Here is a 13,819-nt window from a genome sequence, read left to right on the forward strand (position 1 = left end):
CTCGCAACGGAAGGCGACCTGCGTCATGCTGAAGCGAGACACCAGGAGACATGCGGCGAAAGCTATGCTAAAACAGTCTGGATGCTACAGTATTACATTGATGTACTGCATGTATGCAGAGGAGTTCACATTACGGGCTGTCGAAAAATCATCAGCCAGCTTCCCAGGTATAGGGAAACAATACGATTGCATGCCCGGACGCCGTGTAGTGTCGGCGCCCGGAGATAGCTTATAACAGAGGATAACCGCGCATGGTGCTTGGCAAACCGCAAACAGACCCTACCCTTGAATGGTTCTTGTCTCATTGCCACATTCATAAGTACCCATCAAAAAGCACGCTGATCCACCAGGGTGAGAAAGCAGAAACGCTGTACTACATCGTTAAAGGCTCCGTGGCTGTACTCATCAAGGATGAAGAAGGTAAAGAGATGATCCTCTCCTACCTCAACCAGGGCGATTTCATCGGTGAATTAGGCCTGTTTGAAGAGGGTCAGGAGCGTAGCGCCTGGGTACGGGCGAAAACCGCATGTGAAGTGGCCGAAATCTCTTATAAGAAATTCCGTCAGCTGATCCAGGTTAACCCGGACATTCTGATGCGTCTCTCTTCGCAAATGGCTCGCCGTCTGCAGGTCACGTCTGAGAAAGTGGGCAACCTCGCCTTCCTCGACGTGACGGGCCGTATCGCCCAGACGCTGCTGAACCTGGCGAAGCAACCGGATGCCATGACCCACCCGGACGGTATGCAAATTAAAATTACCCGTCAGGAAATTGGTCAGATCGTCGGCTGCTCTCGTGAAACGGTTGGCCGTATTTTGAAAATGCTGGAAGATCAGAACCTGATTTCCGCCCACGGTAAAACCATCGTCGTCTACGGCACCCGTTAAGTTGCTAAGCGGCGTATTGCTCCTGCAGTACGCCGTTTTTGTTTTTCCCTCATGTGGCGCAGGCTGATTTACCACCCGGAAGTCAACTATGCACTGCGGCAAACGCTGGTGCTGTGTCTGCCTGTGGCCATCGGTCTTCTGCTCGGCCATCTCCAGCAGGGACTGCTGTTTTCCTTAGTCCCCGCCTGCTGCAATATTGCCGGTCTTGATACCCCGCATAAGCGCTTTTTCAAACGCCTGATTATCGGCGGCTGCCTGTTTGCCGGATGCAGCCTGGTGGTACAGTTGCTGCTCGCCCAGGCGATTCCCCTGCCGCTTATCCTTAGCGGTCTGGCGCTTTTGCTTGGCGTCACTGCGGAAATCAGTTCGCTGCATGCGCGTCTGCTGCCCGCATCGCTGATCGCCGCCATCTTTACCCTGAGCCTGGCGGGCAATATGCCCATCTGGGAGCCGCTGCTAATCTACGCCTTCGGTACGCTGTGGTACGGCGTGTTTAACTGGTTCTGGTTTTGGCTGTGGCGCGAACAGCCGCTGCGGGAGTCGCTCAGCCTGCTTTACCGGGAGCTGGCCGACTATTGTGAAGCCAAATACAGTCTGTTGACCCAGCATACCGATCCGACGACCTCCCTGCCGCCGCTGCTCACCCGTCAGCAGAAGGTGGTCGATTTGATCACCCAGTGCTATCAGCAGATGCATATGTTGGCCGCCAACCAGCGTAACGACCACAAGCGCCTGCTGCGGGCGTTCCAGATGGGGCTGGATCTGCAGGAGCATATTTCGGTTAGCCTGCATCAGCCGGAAGAGGTGCAAAAGCTGGTGGAACGCAGCCATGCCGAAGCGGTGATCCGCTGGAATGCGCAAACCGTCGCCGCCCGCCTGCGGGTGCTGGCGGATGACATGCTCTATCATCGCTTCCCGCAGCGCTTTCAAATGGATAAACAGATCGAGGCTCTGGAAAAGATCGCCAGGCAACATCCGGATAACCCGGTCGGCCACTTCTGCGCCTGGCACTTCAGCCGCATCGCCCGGGTGCTGCATACCCAGCGCCCCCTGTATGCCCGGGATCTGATGGCCGACAAAGAGCGTCGTTTACCGCTGTTTCCCGCGCTAAAGAACTATCTGTCGCTGAAATCACCCGCACTGCGCAATGCCGCCCGCATCAGCGTGATGCTGAGCATCGCCAGCCTGATGGGTAACGCCCTGCATTTGCCGAAGCCCTACTGGATCCTGATGACCGTACTCTTCGTCACCCAGAACGGCTATGGCGCCACGCGGGTGCGAATTGTCCACCGGGCGGCGGGAACGCTCGCCGGCCTGATCATCGCCGGACTGACGTTGCACTTTCACGTTCCGGAGAGCTATACCCTGAGCGGGATGCTGCTGATCACCCTACTTAGCTATCTGATCATCCGCAAACATTATGGCTGGGCGATGGTAGGCTTTACGGTGACGGCGGTGTATACCCTGCAACTGCTGACGCTCAACGGGGAACAGTTTATTATCGCCCGACTGATTGACACGATTATCGGCTGCCTGATCGCCTTCGGCGGGATGGTCTGGCTGTGGCCGCAGTGGCAGAGCGGCCTGCTGAAAAAAAACGCCCACGATGCGCTGGAGGCCGACCAGCAGGCGATTCGCCTGATCCTCAGCCCCGACCCGAAAGCGCCCGCGCTGGCCTATCAACGCATGCGCGTCAACCAGGCGCATAACGCGCTCTATAACTCCCTGAATCAGGCGATGCAGGAACCCGGGTTTAATACCCACTATCTGGAAGATATGAAGCTGTGGGTAACGCACAGCCAGTTTATCGTCGAACACATCAACGCCATGACCACCCTGGCCCGGGAGCATACGATGCTCACCCCGGATCTTGCTCAGCGCTATCTCGAATCCTGTGAGATTGCCCTGCAGCGCTGTCAGCAGCGGCTGGACAGCGATGGCCCCGGCAGCGCAGGGGATGCCAATATTATGGAGTCGCCGGAAAGCGAGGTGCCAGTCGGTCCGTTAAGCACTCTGGAGCAGCATCTGCAACGCATTCTGGGCCATCTGAACACCATGCATACCATTTCGTCAGTGGCATGGCGTCAGCGGCCGCATCACGGCATCTGGCTGCGTAAGATCAGCCGTTAATCACCTTTGCCACGGCCTGGGCAAAGCGCGCCATCCCTTCGGCAATATCCTGCTCGTCGATGATCAGCGAGGGAACAAACCGCATCACGTCCGGCCCGGCGTTGAGCACCATGACGCCGGCATCGGCAGCGGCATACAGGAAATCACGCGCGCGACCTTTGTGCTGCGGCTTGAGTTCGGCGCCAATCAGCAGCCCCATTCCGCGAATATCACTGAACAGATCAAACTCGGCATCCAGCTGCTGCAGGTGTTTGACGAACAGATCGCGTTTCGCGTTCACGCCATCCAGCACTGCTGGGGTATTAATCAGATCGAAGGCCGCGTTGGCGACCGCGCAGGCCAGCGGGTTGCCGCCGTAGGTTGAACCATGGGAGCCCGCATGGAAGGCGCTGGCGATCTCGTGGGTGGTCAGCATGGCGCTGACCGGGAAGCCGCCGCCGAGCGCTTTGGCGCTGGTCAGGATATCCGGGGTTACGCCATAGTGCATATAGGCGAACAGCGATCCGGTACGCCCCATACCGCACTGCACTTCATCAAAGACGAGCAGCGCCTGGTGCTGATCGCACAGCTCACGCAATCCCTGCAGGAAGGCCGGCGTGGCCGCGGTCACCCCCCCCTCGCCCTGAATCGGCTCCACCACCACCGCACAGGTGTGGTCATCCATCACCGCTTTTACCGCCTGCAGATCGTTGAAGGGAACATGGACAATATCCGCCGGTTTCGGGCCAAAACCATCGGAGTACTTCGGCTGCCCGCCGACGGAAACGGTAAACAGGGAGCGGCCATGGAAGGCATTATGGAAGGCAATAATTTTGGTTTTATACGGGCTATGGCGGGTTACCGCATAGTGACGCGCCAGCTTGAAAGCCGTTTCATTGGCTTCGGTGCCGGAATTCATAAACACTACGCGCTCGGCGAAGGTGGCATCGACAAGCTTACGCCCCAGGCGCAGCGCAGGCTCATTGGTAAAGACGTTGCTGGTGTGCCAGAGCGTTTCGCCCTGCTCGTGCAGCGCCGCCACCAGCGCCGGGTGGCAATGGCCGAGGGCCGTCACCGCGATGCCACCGGCGAAATCGACATACTCTTTGCCCTGCTGATCCCAGACGCGGCTGCCTTTCCCCTTCACAGGGATGAATTCTGCCGGTGCATAAATTGGCAAAATAACTTCATCGAATGTGGCGCGGGTGATTGCCGGTTGTTCAGTTGCCATGTCTTGCCCATCCCTCTTCGTTATGCAGATGTGATTATGATAATCTAATCACAAAATATGCATAAAAAATCACTCAATGGCAACTGAAAATCACCGCTTCAGAAAGTTTTCCAGCAACTGATGGCCTTGCTCGCTGAGGATGCTTTCCGGATGGAACTGCACGCCCTCAAGATCCCAGTCGCGGTGGCGGATCCCCATAATCTCACCACTGGCGCTGCGGGCAGTGACGATAAACTCGGGCGGCAGCGTCGGCGGGTCAATCACCAGCGAGTGATAGCGGGTCACCGTCAGAGGATGGTTCAGCCCCTGAAACACCCCTTCGCCGTTATGCTCAATAAGCGAGGTTTTACCATGCATGACCTGCGCTGCCCGCACGATAGTCGCGCCAAACGCCTGGGCTATCGCCTGGTGCCCAAGACAGACGCCTAACAGTGGCGTTTTTCCGGCATAGTGGCGGATAACCGCGAGGGATATCCCCGCCTCATTTGGCGTGCAGGGGCCAGGCGAGATCACGATCTTCTCCGGCGCCAGCGCCGCTATCTCTTCCAGCGTCAACGCATCGTTGCGCCTGACCAGCACTTCCGCCCCCAGTTCGCAGAAGTACTGATACAGATTCCAGGTGAAAGAGTCATAGTTATCGATAAGCAGGATCATAGCGGCTCCGGAACAATCAAAACCGGGCTATTCTACTCAGATTCCCGCGCTTCGCTTACCACTTTGCGAAAGATCGCCACCAGCGGGGCCAGATCGCCCATCGCGCTCTGCTGGCAGGCCGCGCTCCAGCTGGCAGGGTCGACATCACGCCAGTCAAGCAGGTAGCCGGCGTGTATCGCCAGCTGTTCAAAGAAAATGCGCTGGGTCAGGCCATTGCCAAGACGAAAAGGGTGTAGCACATTAATTTCACCATAGAACCAGCTCAGGCGTTCGATAAAGGTCTCGCGCGGCAGGCTGTTGAGATAATCCTCCTGCTCAAGGGCCTGCATCAGGGCATTGCCCTCCTCCTCGATCCGGGCAAAGTGGCAAAACGGCGTATCACCCAGGTAAAGGTTCACTTCACGCAACCGGCCCGCCCAGTCAAACAGATCCTGATACAGTTGTTGATGAATAGCGCACAGATAGGGTAAGCCGCGCACCCGCGGGCCCAGCGGCAGAGTGGCCGCCCGCAGCGCTGTCATCTCAAAGGCGGCCTGCTGCAGATTTTTAGCCTGGCGGATGCCAAGACGGTTGCGCAGAACGTTCAGCGCCGGATAGAGGTAAGGATCGCGTTCATCGCCGAATTTATCGCTCATACTCCCTCCGCAGCGTCGCCAGACGCGCCAGCGCCTCTTCGGCAGTCAGCGTAACCAGTGGCACCGTCACGCCTTCGAGGCGACGGCTGGCCTGAAAATTGGTATTGCGTGTCTGTTCCCAGAGTCGGGATTTTTGCTTATCGGTGAGTGGACGCATCGTCGCCCCCCTTATCGTCCCCTGTGTGCCACAAGTATAAGCAGCAATTTCAGGTTATGCCGGGAGGCGTCCGGGCGCGGCGGCTACCCACCGCGCTGAGGGAAGATTAAGGCAGCACTTTCGCAGAGAGGATAACAACCGGTTTGGTCGGCACATTCTGGTATGGACCGACGTTATGGGTCTGGACCTGGGAGATCTTGTCCGCGACGTCCATCCCCTTCACCACTTTACCAAACACCGCATAGCCAAAGTCGCGCTGGCCATGGTCAAGGAAGGCGTTATCCGCCACGTTGATGAAGAACTGGCTGGTGGCGCTATCCTGATCGGCGGTACGCGCCATCGCGATGGTGCCGCGGGTGTTGCGCAGGCCGTTATCTGCTTCATTCTTAATCGGTGGGTTAGGCTGTTTCTGCTGCATCTGCTCGTTAAAGCCGCCGCCCTGCACCATGAATCCCGGGATCACGCGGTGGAAGGTGGTGTTGTTGTAGAAGCCGCTGTTAACGTACTTCAGGAAGTTATCTACGGAAATCGGGGCTTTCTGGCTGTTTAACTCAAGCTCAATGTTCCCTGCCGAGGTGGTCAGCAGCACATGCGGGTCGCCCTTTGCCGCCATGGCCGGGGAGAACGCTGAAATGGCGAAAACGGCAGCCATCGCCGCCAGTGTTGATTTGAGCATGGAAATTCCTTAACGGAGCAGAATAAAAGCGAGTGCCTTGATTCTAAAGAGCCTTTGCATCCTGGGCCAGCCTTTTACCAAATTTTACTTAGCTGTAATAATTGTAACCGCGCAAACGTTCTCCTGCGCGACGATTAAATGTGATTTGAATCACATTAAAACATGCAAAAGATAATCTATTTCACAATAAACATTTAATTACATCACCTGAACGAATAAAATCTGTCCGCCCGGCGCAGCGTCAACGCGCTTTACCTTTCTATTCACAGGCCAGTCATGACTAACAGCAACCGTATTAAGCTCACATGGATCAGCTTCTTCTCCTACGCCCTGACCGGCGCGTTGGTGATCGTCACCGGGATGGTGATGGGTAACATTGCGGATTATTTCCATCTGCCCGTTTCCAGTATGAGCAACACCTTTACCTTTCTGAACGCCGGTATTCTGATCTCCATCTTCCTCAATGCCTGGCTGATGGAAATCGTGCCGCTGAAAACTCAGCTGCGTTTTGGCTTTATTCTGATGGTGCTGGCGGTGGCCGGCCTGATGCTCAGCCACAGCCTGGCGCTGTTCTCCGCGTCGATGTTCGTTCTCGGCCTGGTGAGCGGGATCACCATGTCGATCGGGACCTTCCTGATCACCCATATGTACGAAGGCCGTCAGCGCGGGGCGCGTCTGCTGTTTACCGACTCCTTCTTTAGCATGGCGGGAATGATTTTCCCGATGGTCGCCGCCGTCCTGCTGGCGCGCAGCATCGAGTGGTACTGGGTCTACGCCTGTATTGGGCTGGTGTATGTCGCCATTTTTGTCCTGACTTTCGGCTGTGATTTTCCGGTGCTGGGCAAAAAAGCGCAGAGCGAAAACAGCCAGCCGGTAGTGAAAGAGAAGTGGGGCATCGGCGTGCTGTTCCTTTCCGTTGCGGCGCTGTGCTACATCCTCGGTCAGTTGGGCTTTATCTCCTGGGTACCGGAATATGCGAAGAGCCTGGGCATGAGCCTCGGGGACGCCGGTAAACTGGTGAGCGATTTCTGGATGTCCTACATGATCGGCATGTGGTCATTCAGCTTCATCCTACGCTTCTTCGACCTGCAGCGTATTTTAACCGTTCTCGCCGGGCTCGCGACGGTGCTGATGTACCTGTTTATCAATGGGTCGCCGGAGCATATGCCGTGGTTTATTCTCACCCTGGGCTTCTTCTCCAGCGCCATCTACACCTCGATCATTACGCTCGGTTCGCAGCAGACGCGGGTCGCTTCGCCGAAGCTGGTGAACTTTATCCTCACCTGCGGCACCATCGGCACCATGCTTACTTTCGTGGTCACCGGCCCGATTGTGGCGGCCAGCGGTCCCCTGGCCGCGCTGCACACCGCTAACGGCCTCTACGCCGTGGTGTTCGTGATGTGCTTCATCCTTGGCTTCGTCTCCCGTCACCGCCAGAACAACGCTCAGGCGGCGTCTCACTAAGCCTTCGGCCCCTTTGCGTCCGCAAGGGGGCTGTTCCTCATAAAAGAGAGCTCCTCCCCACCGCGGTCGGTCTGGATCCAAGTTTGCGCCAGCTGAGTGGTCGCGATCACCCTTCCCTGGCGAATTGACCAGCGCACCGGCACCTGGCAGCGTACCGCCTCAAAGCCATTCTCCGCCGGGAGGATGATCAGGTTAGCCGGGTTGCCGCTGACGATGCCGTAATCCGTCAGACCAAACGTGCGGGCGCTGTGGTCGGTGATGAGCTTCAGGCCGTCGTTGATCTGCTGATAACCCATCAACTGGCAGACGTGCAGCCCCATATGCAGGACCTGCAGCATATTGCCGGTCCCCAGCGGGTACCACGGGTCAAAGACGTCATCATGACCAAAGCACACATTGATCCCCGCCGCCATCAGCTCCTTCACCCGGGTAATGCCCCGCCGTTTCGGGTAGTCGTCAAACCGGCCCTGCAGATGAATATTCACCAGCGGATTGGCGACAAAGTTGATGCCGGAGAGCTTAAGCAGGCGGAACAGGCGTGAGGTATAAGCGCCATTATAGGAGTGCATGGCGGTGGTATGGCTGGCTGTCACTCGCGGCCCGATCCCCGCCTTCAGCGCCAGCGCGGCAACGGTTTCAACAAAGCGCGACTGTTCATCGTCAATTTCATCGCAGTGGATATCCAGCGGGCGGTCATATTTCTGCGCCAGACGGAAAGCAATATGCAGCGATTCCACACCATATTCACGGGTGAACTCAAAGTGCGGGATCGCCCCGACGACATCCGCCCCCAGCGTCAGGGCCTCCTCCAGCAGCGCCTCGCCGTTGGGGTAAGAGAGGATCCCCTCCTGCGGAAAAGCGACAATCTGTAGCTCGACCCATGGCGCCACCTCCTGTTTGACCTCCAGCATCGCCTTCAGCGCCGTCAACGTGGGATCGGAGACATCAACATGGGTACGGACAAACTGCACGCCATTGGCGATCTGCCATTTGAGGGTTTTCCACGCGCGGGCTTTGACATCCTCATGGCTGAGCAGCGCTTTCCGCTCCGCCCAGCGCTCAATCCCCTCGAACAAAGTACCGGACTGGTTCCAGTGCGGCTCACCGGCCGTCTGGGTGGTATCCAGATGGATATGCGGCTCGATAAAAGGCGGGATCGCCAGCCCGCCGCGAGCGTTCAATATTTCGTAGCTTTCGTCGTGCGCCTCGCCCATCGGCGTAATCGCGCCAAAGCGCCCCTTATCTATCGCTATCTGCCAGAGGCCGTCACGGTCTGCCAGGCGTACGTTCTGAATCAACCAAAGCGGCGCTGCTGTCATATCACCCTCTCTATTCAATACGGCTTATTTTCCAGCCAACTCTACTTCGCGGCCCGTCCAATTCTTGTACACAAAATCAGCAAAAAGGAAAAGCCAGCGTTTTCCATAACTTAGAAAAATACAGACAAATCAATTATATACCCATTAAGTGGTAGGTGAAGTTGTCATTGATTTGAATCAATAAGCCTGATGGCTGAATCGTTAAGGTAGGCGGTAATAGAAAAGAAATCGAGGCAAAAATGAGCAAAGTCAGAATCGCTATTATCGGTAACGGCATGGTTGGCCATCGCTTTATCGAAGAGCTTCTCGATAAGACGCCTGCCGGACAGTTCGACATTACCGTGTTCTGTGAAGAACCGCGTATCGCCTACGACCGTGTCCACCTGTCGTCTTATTTCTCCCACCATACCGCAGAAGAGCTGTCGCTGGTGCGCGAAGGTTTCTATGAGAAACACGGCGTCAAGGTGCTGGTCGGCGAACGGGCGATCACCATCAACCGCCAGGAGAAGGTGATCCACTCCAGCGCCGGGCGCACTGTGTTCTACGACAAGCTGATTATGGCGACCGGCTCATACCCCTGGATCCCGCCGATTAAAGGCGCGGAAACTCAGGATTGCTTCGTCTATCGCACGATTGAAGATCTCAACGCGATTGAATCCTGCGCCCGTCGCAGCAAGCGCGGTGCAGTCGTCGGCGGCGGTCTGCTCGGTCTGGAAGCGGCAGGCGCGTTGAAAAACCTCGGCGTGGAAACCCACGTTATCGAATTCGCGCCGATGCTGATGGCCGAACAGCTCGACCAGATGGGCGGCGAGCAGCTGCGGCGCAAAATTGAAAGCATGGGCGTGAAAGTTCACACCAGCAAAAACACCAAAGAGATCGTCCAGCAGGGTACCGAGGCGCGCAAAACCATGCACTTCGCCGACGGTAGCGAGCTGCAGGTCGATTTCATCGTCTTCTCTACCGGGATCCGCCCGCGTGACAAGCTGGCCACCCAGTGCGGGCTGGAGGTCGCCCAGCGCGGCGGCATCATGGTCAACGATAGCTGCCAGACCTCCGACCCGGATATCTACGCCATCGGCGAATGTGCCAGCTGGAACAACCGCGTCTACGGTCTGGTCGCCCCGGGCTATAAAATGGCCCAGGTGGCCGTCGACCACCTCCTCGGCAGTGAAAATAGTTTCACCGGCGCCGATCTCAGCGCCAAGCTGAAGCTGCTGGGCGTGGATGTGGGTGGTATCGGCGATGCCCATGGCCGCACGCCGGGCGCCCGCAGCTACGTCTATCTCGACGAAAGCAAAGAAGTTTATAAGCGCCTGATCGTCAGCGCCGACAATAAAACGCTGCTCGGCGCGGTGCTGGTCGGTGACACCAGCGACTATGGCAATCTGCTGCAACTGGTGCTCAACGCTATCGAGCTGCCGGAAAATCCGGATTCGCTGATCCTTCCGGCCCACGCCGGCAGCGGCAAGCCGTCGATCGGCGTCGATAAACTGCCGGACAGCGCGCAGATCTGCTCCTGCTTTGACGTCAGTAAAGGCGACCTGATCGCCGCCATCAACAAAGGCTGCCACACCGTCGCGGCGCTGAAAGCGGAAACCAAAGCCGGAACCGGCTGCGGGGGTTGTATCCCTCTGGTGACGCAGGTGCTCAATGCCGAACTGGCGAAACAGGGCATCGAGGTCAACAACAACCTGTGCGAACACTTCGCTTACTCCCGCCAGGAGCTGTTCCACCTGATCCGCGTGGAAGGCATTAAAACCTTCGACGAACTGCTGGAAAAACACGGTCAGGGTTATGGCTGCGAGATCTGTAAGCCGACCGTCGGCTCTCTGCTGGCCTCCTGCTGGAATGAGTACATCCTCAAACCGCAGCACACGCCGCTGCAGGACACCAACGACAACTTCCTCGCCAACATTCAGAAAGATGGTACCTACTCGGTCATTCCGCGCTCCGCGGGCGGCGAAATCACGCCGGAAGGGCTGGTCGCCGTGGGCCGTATCGCGCGTGAATTCAATCTGTACACCAAAATCACCGGCTCCCAGCGCATCGGCCTGTTTGGCGCGCAGAAAGACGACCTGCCGGAGATCTGGCGTCAGCTGATTGAAGCGGGCTTCGAAACCGGCCACGCCTACGCCAAAGCGCTGCGGATGGCGAAAACCTGCGTCGGTAGCACCTGGTGCCGCTACGGCGTCGGCGACAGCGTCGGCTTCGGCGTGGAACTGGAAAACCGCTACAAAGGCATCCGCACCCCACACAAAATGAAGTTCGGCGTCTCCGGCTGTACCCGCGAATGTGCGGAGGCCCAGGGCAAAGACGTCGGGATCATCGCCACCGAGAAAGGCTGGAACCTGTACGTGTGCGGTAATGGCGGGATGAAGCCGCGCCACGCCGATCTGCTGGCCGCGGACCTCGATCGCGAGACGCTGATTAAGTATCTCGACCGCTTTATGATGTTCTACATCCGCACCGCCGATAAGCTAACCCGTACCGCGCCGTGGCTGGACAACATGGAAGGCGGGATCGACTATCTGCGCAGCGTTATCATCGATGACAAGCTGGGCCTGAACGACCATCTGGAAGAGGAGCTGGCTCGCCTGCGCGCCGCCTTCGCCTGCGAGTGGACCGAGACCGTCAACAACCCGGCGGCGCAGACGCGCTTCAAACACTTTATCAACAGCGACCAGCGCGACCCGAACGTTCAGGTGGTGCCGGAACGTGACCAGCACCGCCCGGCCACGCCGTATGAGCGTATCCCGGTTACTCTGGTGGAGGAAAAAGCATGAGCCAGTGGGTAAACATCTGCAAAATTGACGACATCCTGCCGGCCACCGGCGTCTGCGCGCTGCTCGGCCAGCAGCAGGTGGCGATCTTCCGTCCCTACCATGACGACAGGGTATTCGCCATCAGCAATATTGACCCGTTCTTCAATGCCAGCGTGCTGTCCCGCGGGATCATCGCCGAACATGACGGCGCGCTGTGGGTTGCCAGCCCGCTGAAAAAACAGCGCTTCCGCCTGAGCGACGGCCTGTGCATGGAAGATGCCAGCCACTCTATCGCCCGCTTCGACGCCCGCGTGAAAGACGGACACGTTCAGCTTAAAGCGTAAGTCCTTCTCCCTCCCCCCGGCCACGGGGGGAGATATAAGTAACAGTTCTGACCGACAGCGCATGAGTGCGGGATATGTCGCATGTTTTGTATTACCTTTGCTGCTATTCTACGACCACTCGTTTTCTACCCCTTATTTTTATGAGGTTTTTCTGTGGATCACTTACCCATATTCTGCCAGTTGCGCCAGCGCGATTGTTTACTGGTTGGCGGCGGGGATGTCGCCGAACGCAAAGCCCGTCTGCTGCTGGATGCTGGCGCTAACGTCACGGTCAATGCGCTCGACTTCACGCCCCAGTTTCAGGTGTGGGCTGATTCACAGATGCTAACTCTGGTGCAGGGGGAGTTTATCCCCTCGCTGCTGGATAACTGCTGGCTGGCCATCGCCGCTACTGATGATGAGACGGTCAACCAGCAGGTTAGCGAGGCGGCCGATGCGCGGCGTATCTTCTGTAACGTGGTGGATGCCCCGCGCCAGGCCAGCTTTATCATGCCGTCGATCATCGATCGCTCGCCGCTGATGGTCGCCGTCTCTTCGGGCGGGACATCGCCAGTGCTGGCGCGCCTGCTGCGCGAGAAGCTGGAGTCCGTCCTGCCGCTACACCTCGGCCAGCTGGCGCGCTACGCCGGCCATCTGCGCGCGCGCGTTAAGCAGCAGTTTGCCAGCGTGGGCGAACGCCGCCGCTTCTGGGAGAAGCTGTTTGTTAACGATCGGCTGGCGCAGTCGCTGGCCAACGACGATCGGCAAGCGGTGGCAGATACCACCGAGCAGCTGCTGACGGAACCGTTAGAGCATCGCGGCGAGGTGGTGCTGGTTGGCGCCGGCCCAGGCGATGCCGGGCTACTCACGCTCAAAGGGCTACAGCAGATCCAGCAGGCCGATGTGGTGGTTTATGACCGTCTGGTCTCCGACGACATCATGAACCTGGTGCGCCGCGATGCCGACCGGGTATTCGTCGGCAAACGTTCAGGCTATCACTGCGTCCCGCAGGAGGAGATCAACCAGATCCTGCTGCGCGAAGCGCAAAAAGGCAGACGCGTGGTCCGGCTGAAAGGCGGCGATCCCTTTATCTTTGGCCGCGGCGGAGAAGAGCTGGAAATCCTTTGTGAGGCGGGCATCCCCTTCTCCGTTGTCCCTGGCATTACCGCCGCCTCCGGCTGTTCCGCCTACTCGGGGATCCCGTTAACACACCGCGATTTCGCCCAGGGCGTCCGCCTGGTTACCGGCCATCTGAAAACCGGCGGCGAGCTGGACTGGGCAAACCTGGCGATAGAGAAGCAAACCCTGGTGTTCTACATGGGACTGAACCAGGCGCCAGCGATCCGCGAGAAGCTTATCGCTCACGGCATGGCGGAAGATATGCCCGCCGCCATCGTCGAGAACGGTACCGCCGTGACGCAAAAAGTCGTCAGCGGCACCTTAGCACAGCTGGATATTCTGGCGCAGCAGATGGCCAGCCCGGCGCTGATCATCGTCGGCCGCGTGGTCGGCCTGCGGGATAAACTGAACTGGTTCTCGAACCACTAACCTTCGCCTTGCGGCGTGGACGACAGGCATAAAAAAGGGCGGGATATTCCTAATTCC

The 13,819-nt window shown here is 58.0% G+C and carries 12 protein-coding genes; 6 read left to right on the forward strand and 6 right to left on the reverse strand.

What is annotated here, in order from left to right; all coding sequences use genetic code 11:
- The first annotated feature begins 251 nt into the window (after nt 1-251).
- The gene (crp, locus tag ACKLKD_RS24330; protein ID WP_000242758.1) at nt 252-884 is read left to right on the forward strand and encodes a cAMP-activated global transcriptional regulator CRP; all 633 of its coding nucleotides are present in this window, start codon (nt 252-254) and stop codon (nt 882-884) included.
- A gap of 51 nt (nt 885-935) precedes the next feature.
- Nucleotides 936-3,014 carry a YccS/YhfK family putative transporter gene (locus ACKLKD_RS24335; RefSeq protein ID WP_025711906.1) on the forward strand — a complete coding sequence of 693 codons (2,079 nt, stop codon included), beginning with the start codon at nt 936-938 and terminating at the stop codon, nt 3,012-3,014.
- On the opposite strand, the gene argD is transcribed toward ACKLKD_RS24335, so the two are convergent.
- From argD to ppiA, 5 genes are all read right to left on the reverse strand, one after another.
- A complete protein-coding gene (gene argD / locus ACKLKD_RS24340) occupies nt 3,004-4,224 on the reverse strand; it encodes a bifunctional acetylornithine/succinyldiaminopimelate transaminase (RefSeq protein ID WP_025711905.1) in 1,221 nt (406 codons plus the stop codon). The genes ACKLKD_RS24335 and argD overlap by 11 nt on opposite strands.
- A gap of 90 nt (nt 4,225-4,314) precedes the next feature.
- Complete coding sequence (gene pabA / locus ACKLKD_RS24345) at nt 4,315-4,878, reverse strand: aminodeoxychorismate synthase component 2 (protein WP_025711904.1); 564 nt, start codon at nt 4,876-4,878, stop codon at nt 4,315-4,317.
- Between the two features lie 32 nt (nt 4,879-4,910).
- Nucleotides 4,911-5,513, reverse strand: a complete 603-nt coding sequence (locus ACKLKD_RS24350) for a putative adenosine monophosphate-protein transferase Fic (protein ID WP_025711903.1) — start codon at nt 5,511-5,513, stop codon at nt 4,911-4,913.
- Entirely contained in the window at nt 5,503-5,670 is a 168-nt protein-coding gene (locus ACKLKD_RS24355; RefSeq protein WP_002920231.1) for a YhfG family protein, read from the reverse strand. Before ACKLKD_RS24355 ends, ACKLKD_RS24350 begins: the two co-directional genes overlap by 11 nt.
- 106 nt (nt 5,671-5,776) lie before the next feature.
- Nucleotides 5,777-6,346, reverse strand: coding sequence for a peptidylprolyl isomerase A (gene ppiA / locus ACKLKD_RS24360; protein ID WP_002920238.1), 570 nt, complete (start codon nt 6,344-6,346; stop codon nt 5,777-5,779).
- 276 nt (nt 6,347-6,622) lie between these two features.
- On the opposite strand from ppiA, the gene tsgA reads away from it, so the two are divergent.
- Entirely contained in the window at nt 6,623-7,810 is a 1,188-nt protein-coding gene (gene tsgA, locus ACKLKD_RS24365; protein WP_002920240.1) for an MFS transporter TsgA, read from the forward strand.
- Here tsgA and ACKLKD_RS24370 read toward each other — a convergent pair.
- The gene (locus tag ACKLKD_RS24370; RefSeq protein WP_025711902.1) at nt 7,807-9,129 is read right to left on the reverse strand and encodes a cytosine deaminase; all 1,323 of its coding nucleotides are present in this window, start codon (nt 9,127-9,129) and stop codon (nt 7,807-7,809) included. The two genes, tsgA and ACKLKD_RS24370, sit on opposite strands and share 4 nt — an antisense overlap.
- Before the next feature lie 239 nt (nt 9,130-9,368).
- Here ACKLKD_RS24370 and nirB point away from each other — a divergent pair, with 239 nt between their 5' ends.
- From nirB to cysG, 3 genes are all read left to right on the forward strand, one after another.
- Nucleotides 9,369-11,912 (forward strand): nitrite reductase large subunit NirB, encoded by a 2,544-nt coding sequence (gene nirB / locus ACKLKD_RS24375; protein ID WP_025711901.1) that lies wholly within the window; start codon nt 9,369-9,371, stop codon nt 11,910-11,912.
- A complete protein-coding gene (gene nirD, locus ACKLKD_RS24380) occupies nt 11,909-12,235 on the forward strand; it encodes a nitrite reductase small subunit NirD (protein ID WP_004202186.1) in 327 nt (108 codons plus the stop codon). Before nirB ends, nirD begins: the two co-directional genes overlap by 4 nt.
- A gap of 153 nt (nt 12,236-12,388) precedes the next feature.
- Nucleotides 12,389-13,762 (forward strand): siroheme synthase CysG, encoded by a 1,374-nt coding sequence (gene cysG / locus ACKLKD_RS24385; protein WP_087806095.1) that lies wholly within the window; start codon nt 12,389-12,391, stop codon nt 13,760-13,762.
- Nucleotides 13,763-13,819: the final 57 nt, after the last annotated feature.

It is taken from the genome of Klebsiella sp. 10982, assembly GCF_048589245.1.
Lineage (GTDB): Bacteria > Pseudomonadota > Gammaproteobacteria > Enterobacterales > Enterobacteriaceae > Klebsiella > Klebsiella quasivariicola.

Excerpts from the sequence above, each read along its gene's own strand:
- nirD (WP_004202186.1), top strand. The coding sequence starts at position 11,909 with ATGAGCCAGTGGGTAAACATCTGCAAAATTGACGACATCCTGCCGGCC.
- ACKLKD_RS24350 (WP_025711903.1), bottom strand. The coding sequence starts at position 5,513 with ATGAGCGATAAATTCGGCGATGAACGCGATCCTTACCTCTATCCGGCG.
- ppiA (WP_002920238.1), bottom strand. The coding sequence starts at position 6,346 with ATGCTCAAATCAACACTGGCGGCGATGGCTGCCGTTTTCGCCATTTCA.
- tsgA (WP_002920240.1), top strand. The coding sequence starts at position 6,623 with ATGACTAACAGCAACCGTATTAAGCTCACATGGATCAGCTTCTTCTCC.
- ACKLKD_RS24370 (WP_025711902.1), bottom strand. The coding sequence starts at position 9,129 with ATGACAGCAGCGCCGCTTTGGTTGATTCAGAACGTACGCCTGGCAGAC.
- ACKLKD_RS24355 (WP_002920231.1), bottom strand. The coding sequence starts at position 5,670 with ATGCGTCCACTCACCGATAAGCAAAAATCCCGACTCTGGGAACAGACA.
- argD (WP_025711905.1), bottom strand. The coding sequence starts at position 4,224 with ATGGCAACTGAACAACCGGCAATCACCCGCGCCACATTCGATGAAGTT.
- crp (WP_000242758.1), top strand. The coding sequence starts at position 252 with ATGGTGCTTGGCAAACCGCAAACAGACCCTACCCTTGAATGGTTCTTG.
- ACKLKD_RS24335 (WP_025711906.1), top strand. The coding sequence starts at position 936 with ATGTGGCGCAGGCTGATTTACCACCCGGAAGTCAACTATGCACTGCGG.
- nirB (WP_025711901.1), top strand. The coding sequence starts at position 9,369 with ATGAGCAAAGTCAGAATCGCTATTATCGGTAACGGCATGGTTGGCCAT.
- pabA (WP_025711904.1), bottom strand. The coding sequence starts at position 4,878 with ATGATCCTGCTTATCGATAACTATGACTCTTTCACCTGGAATCTGTAT.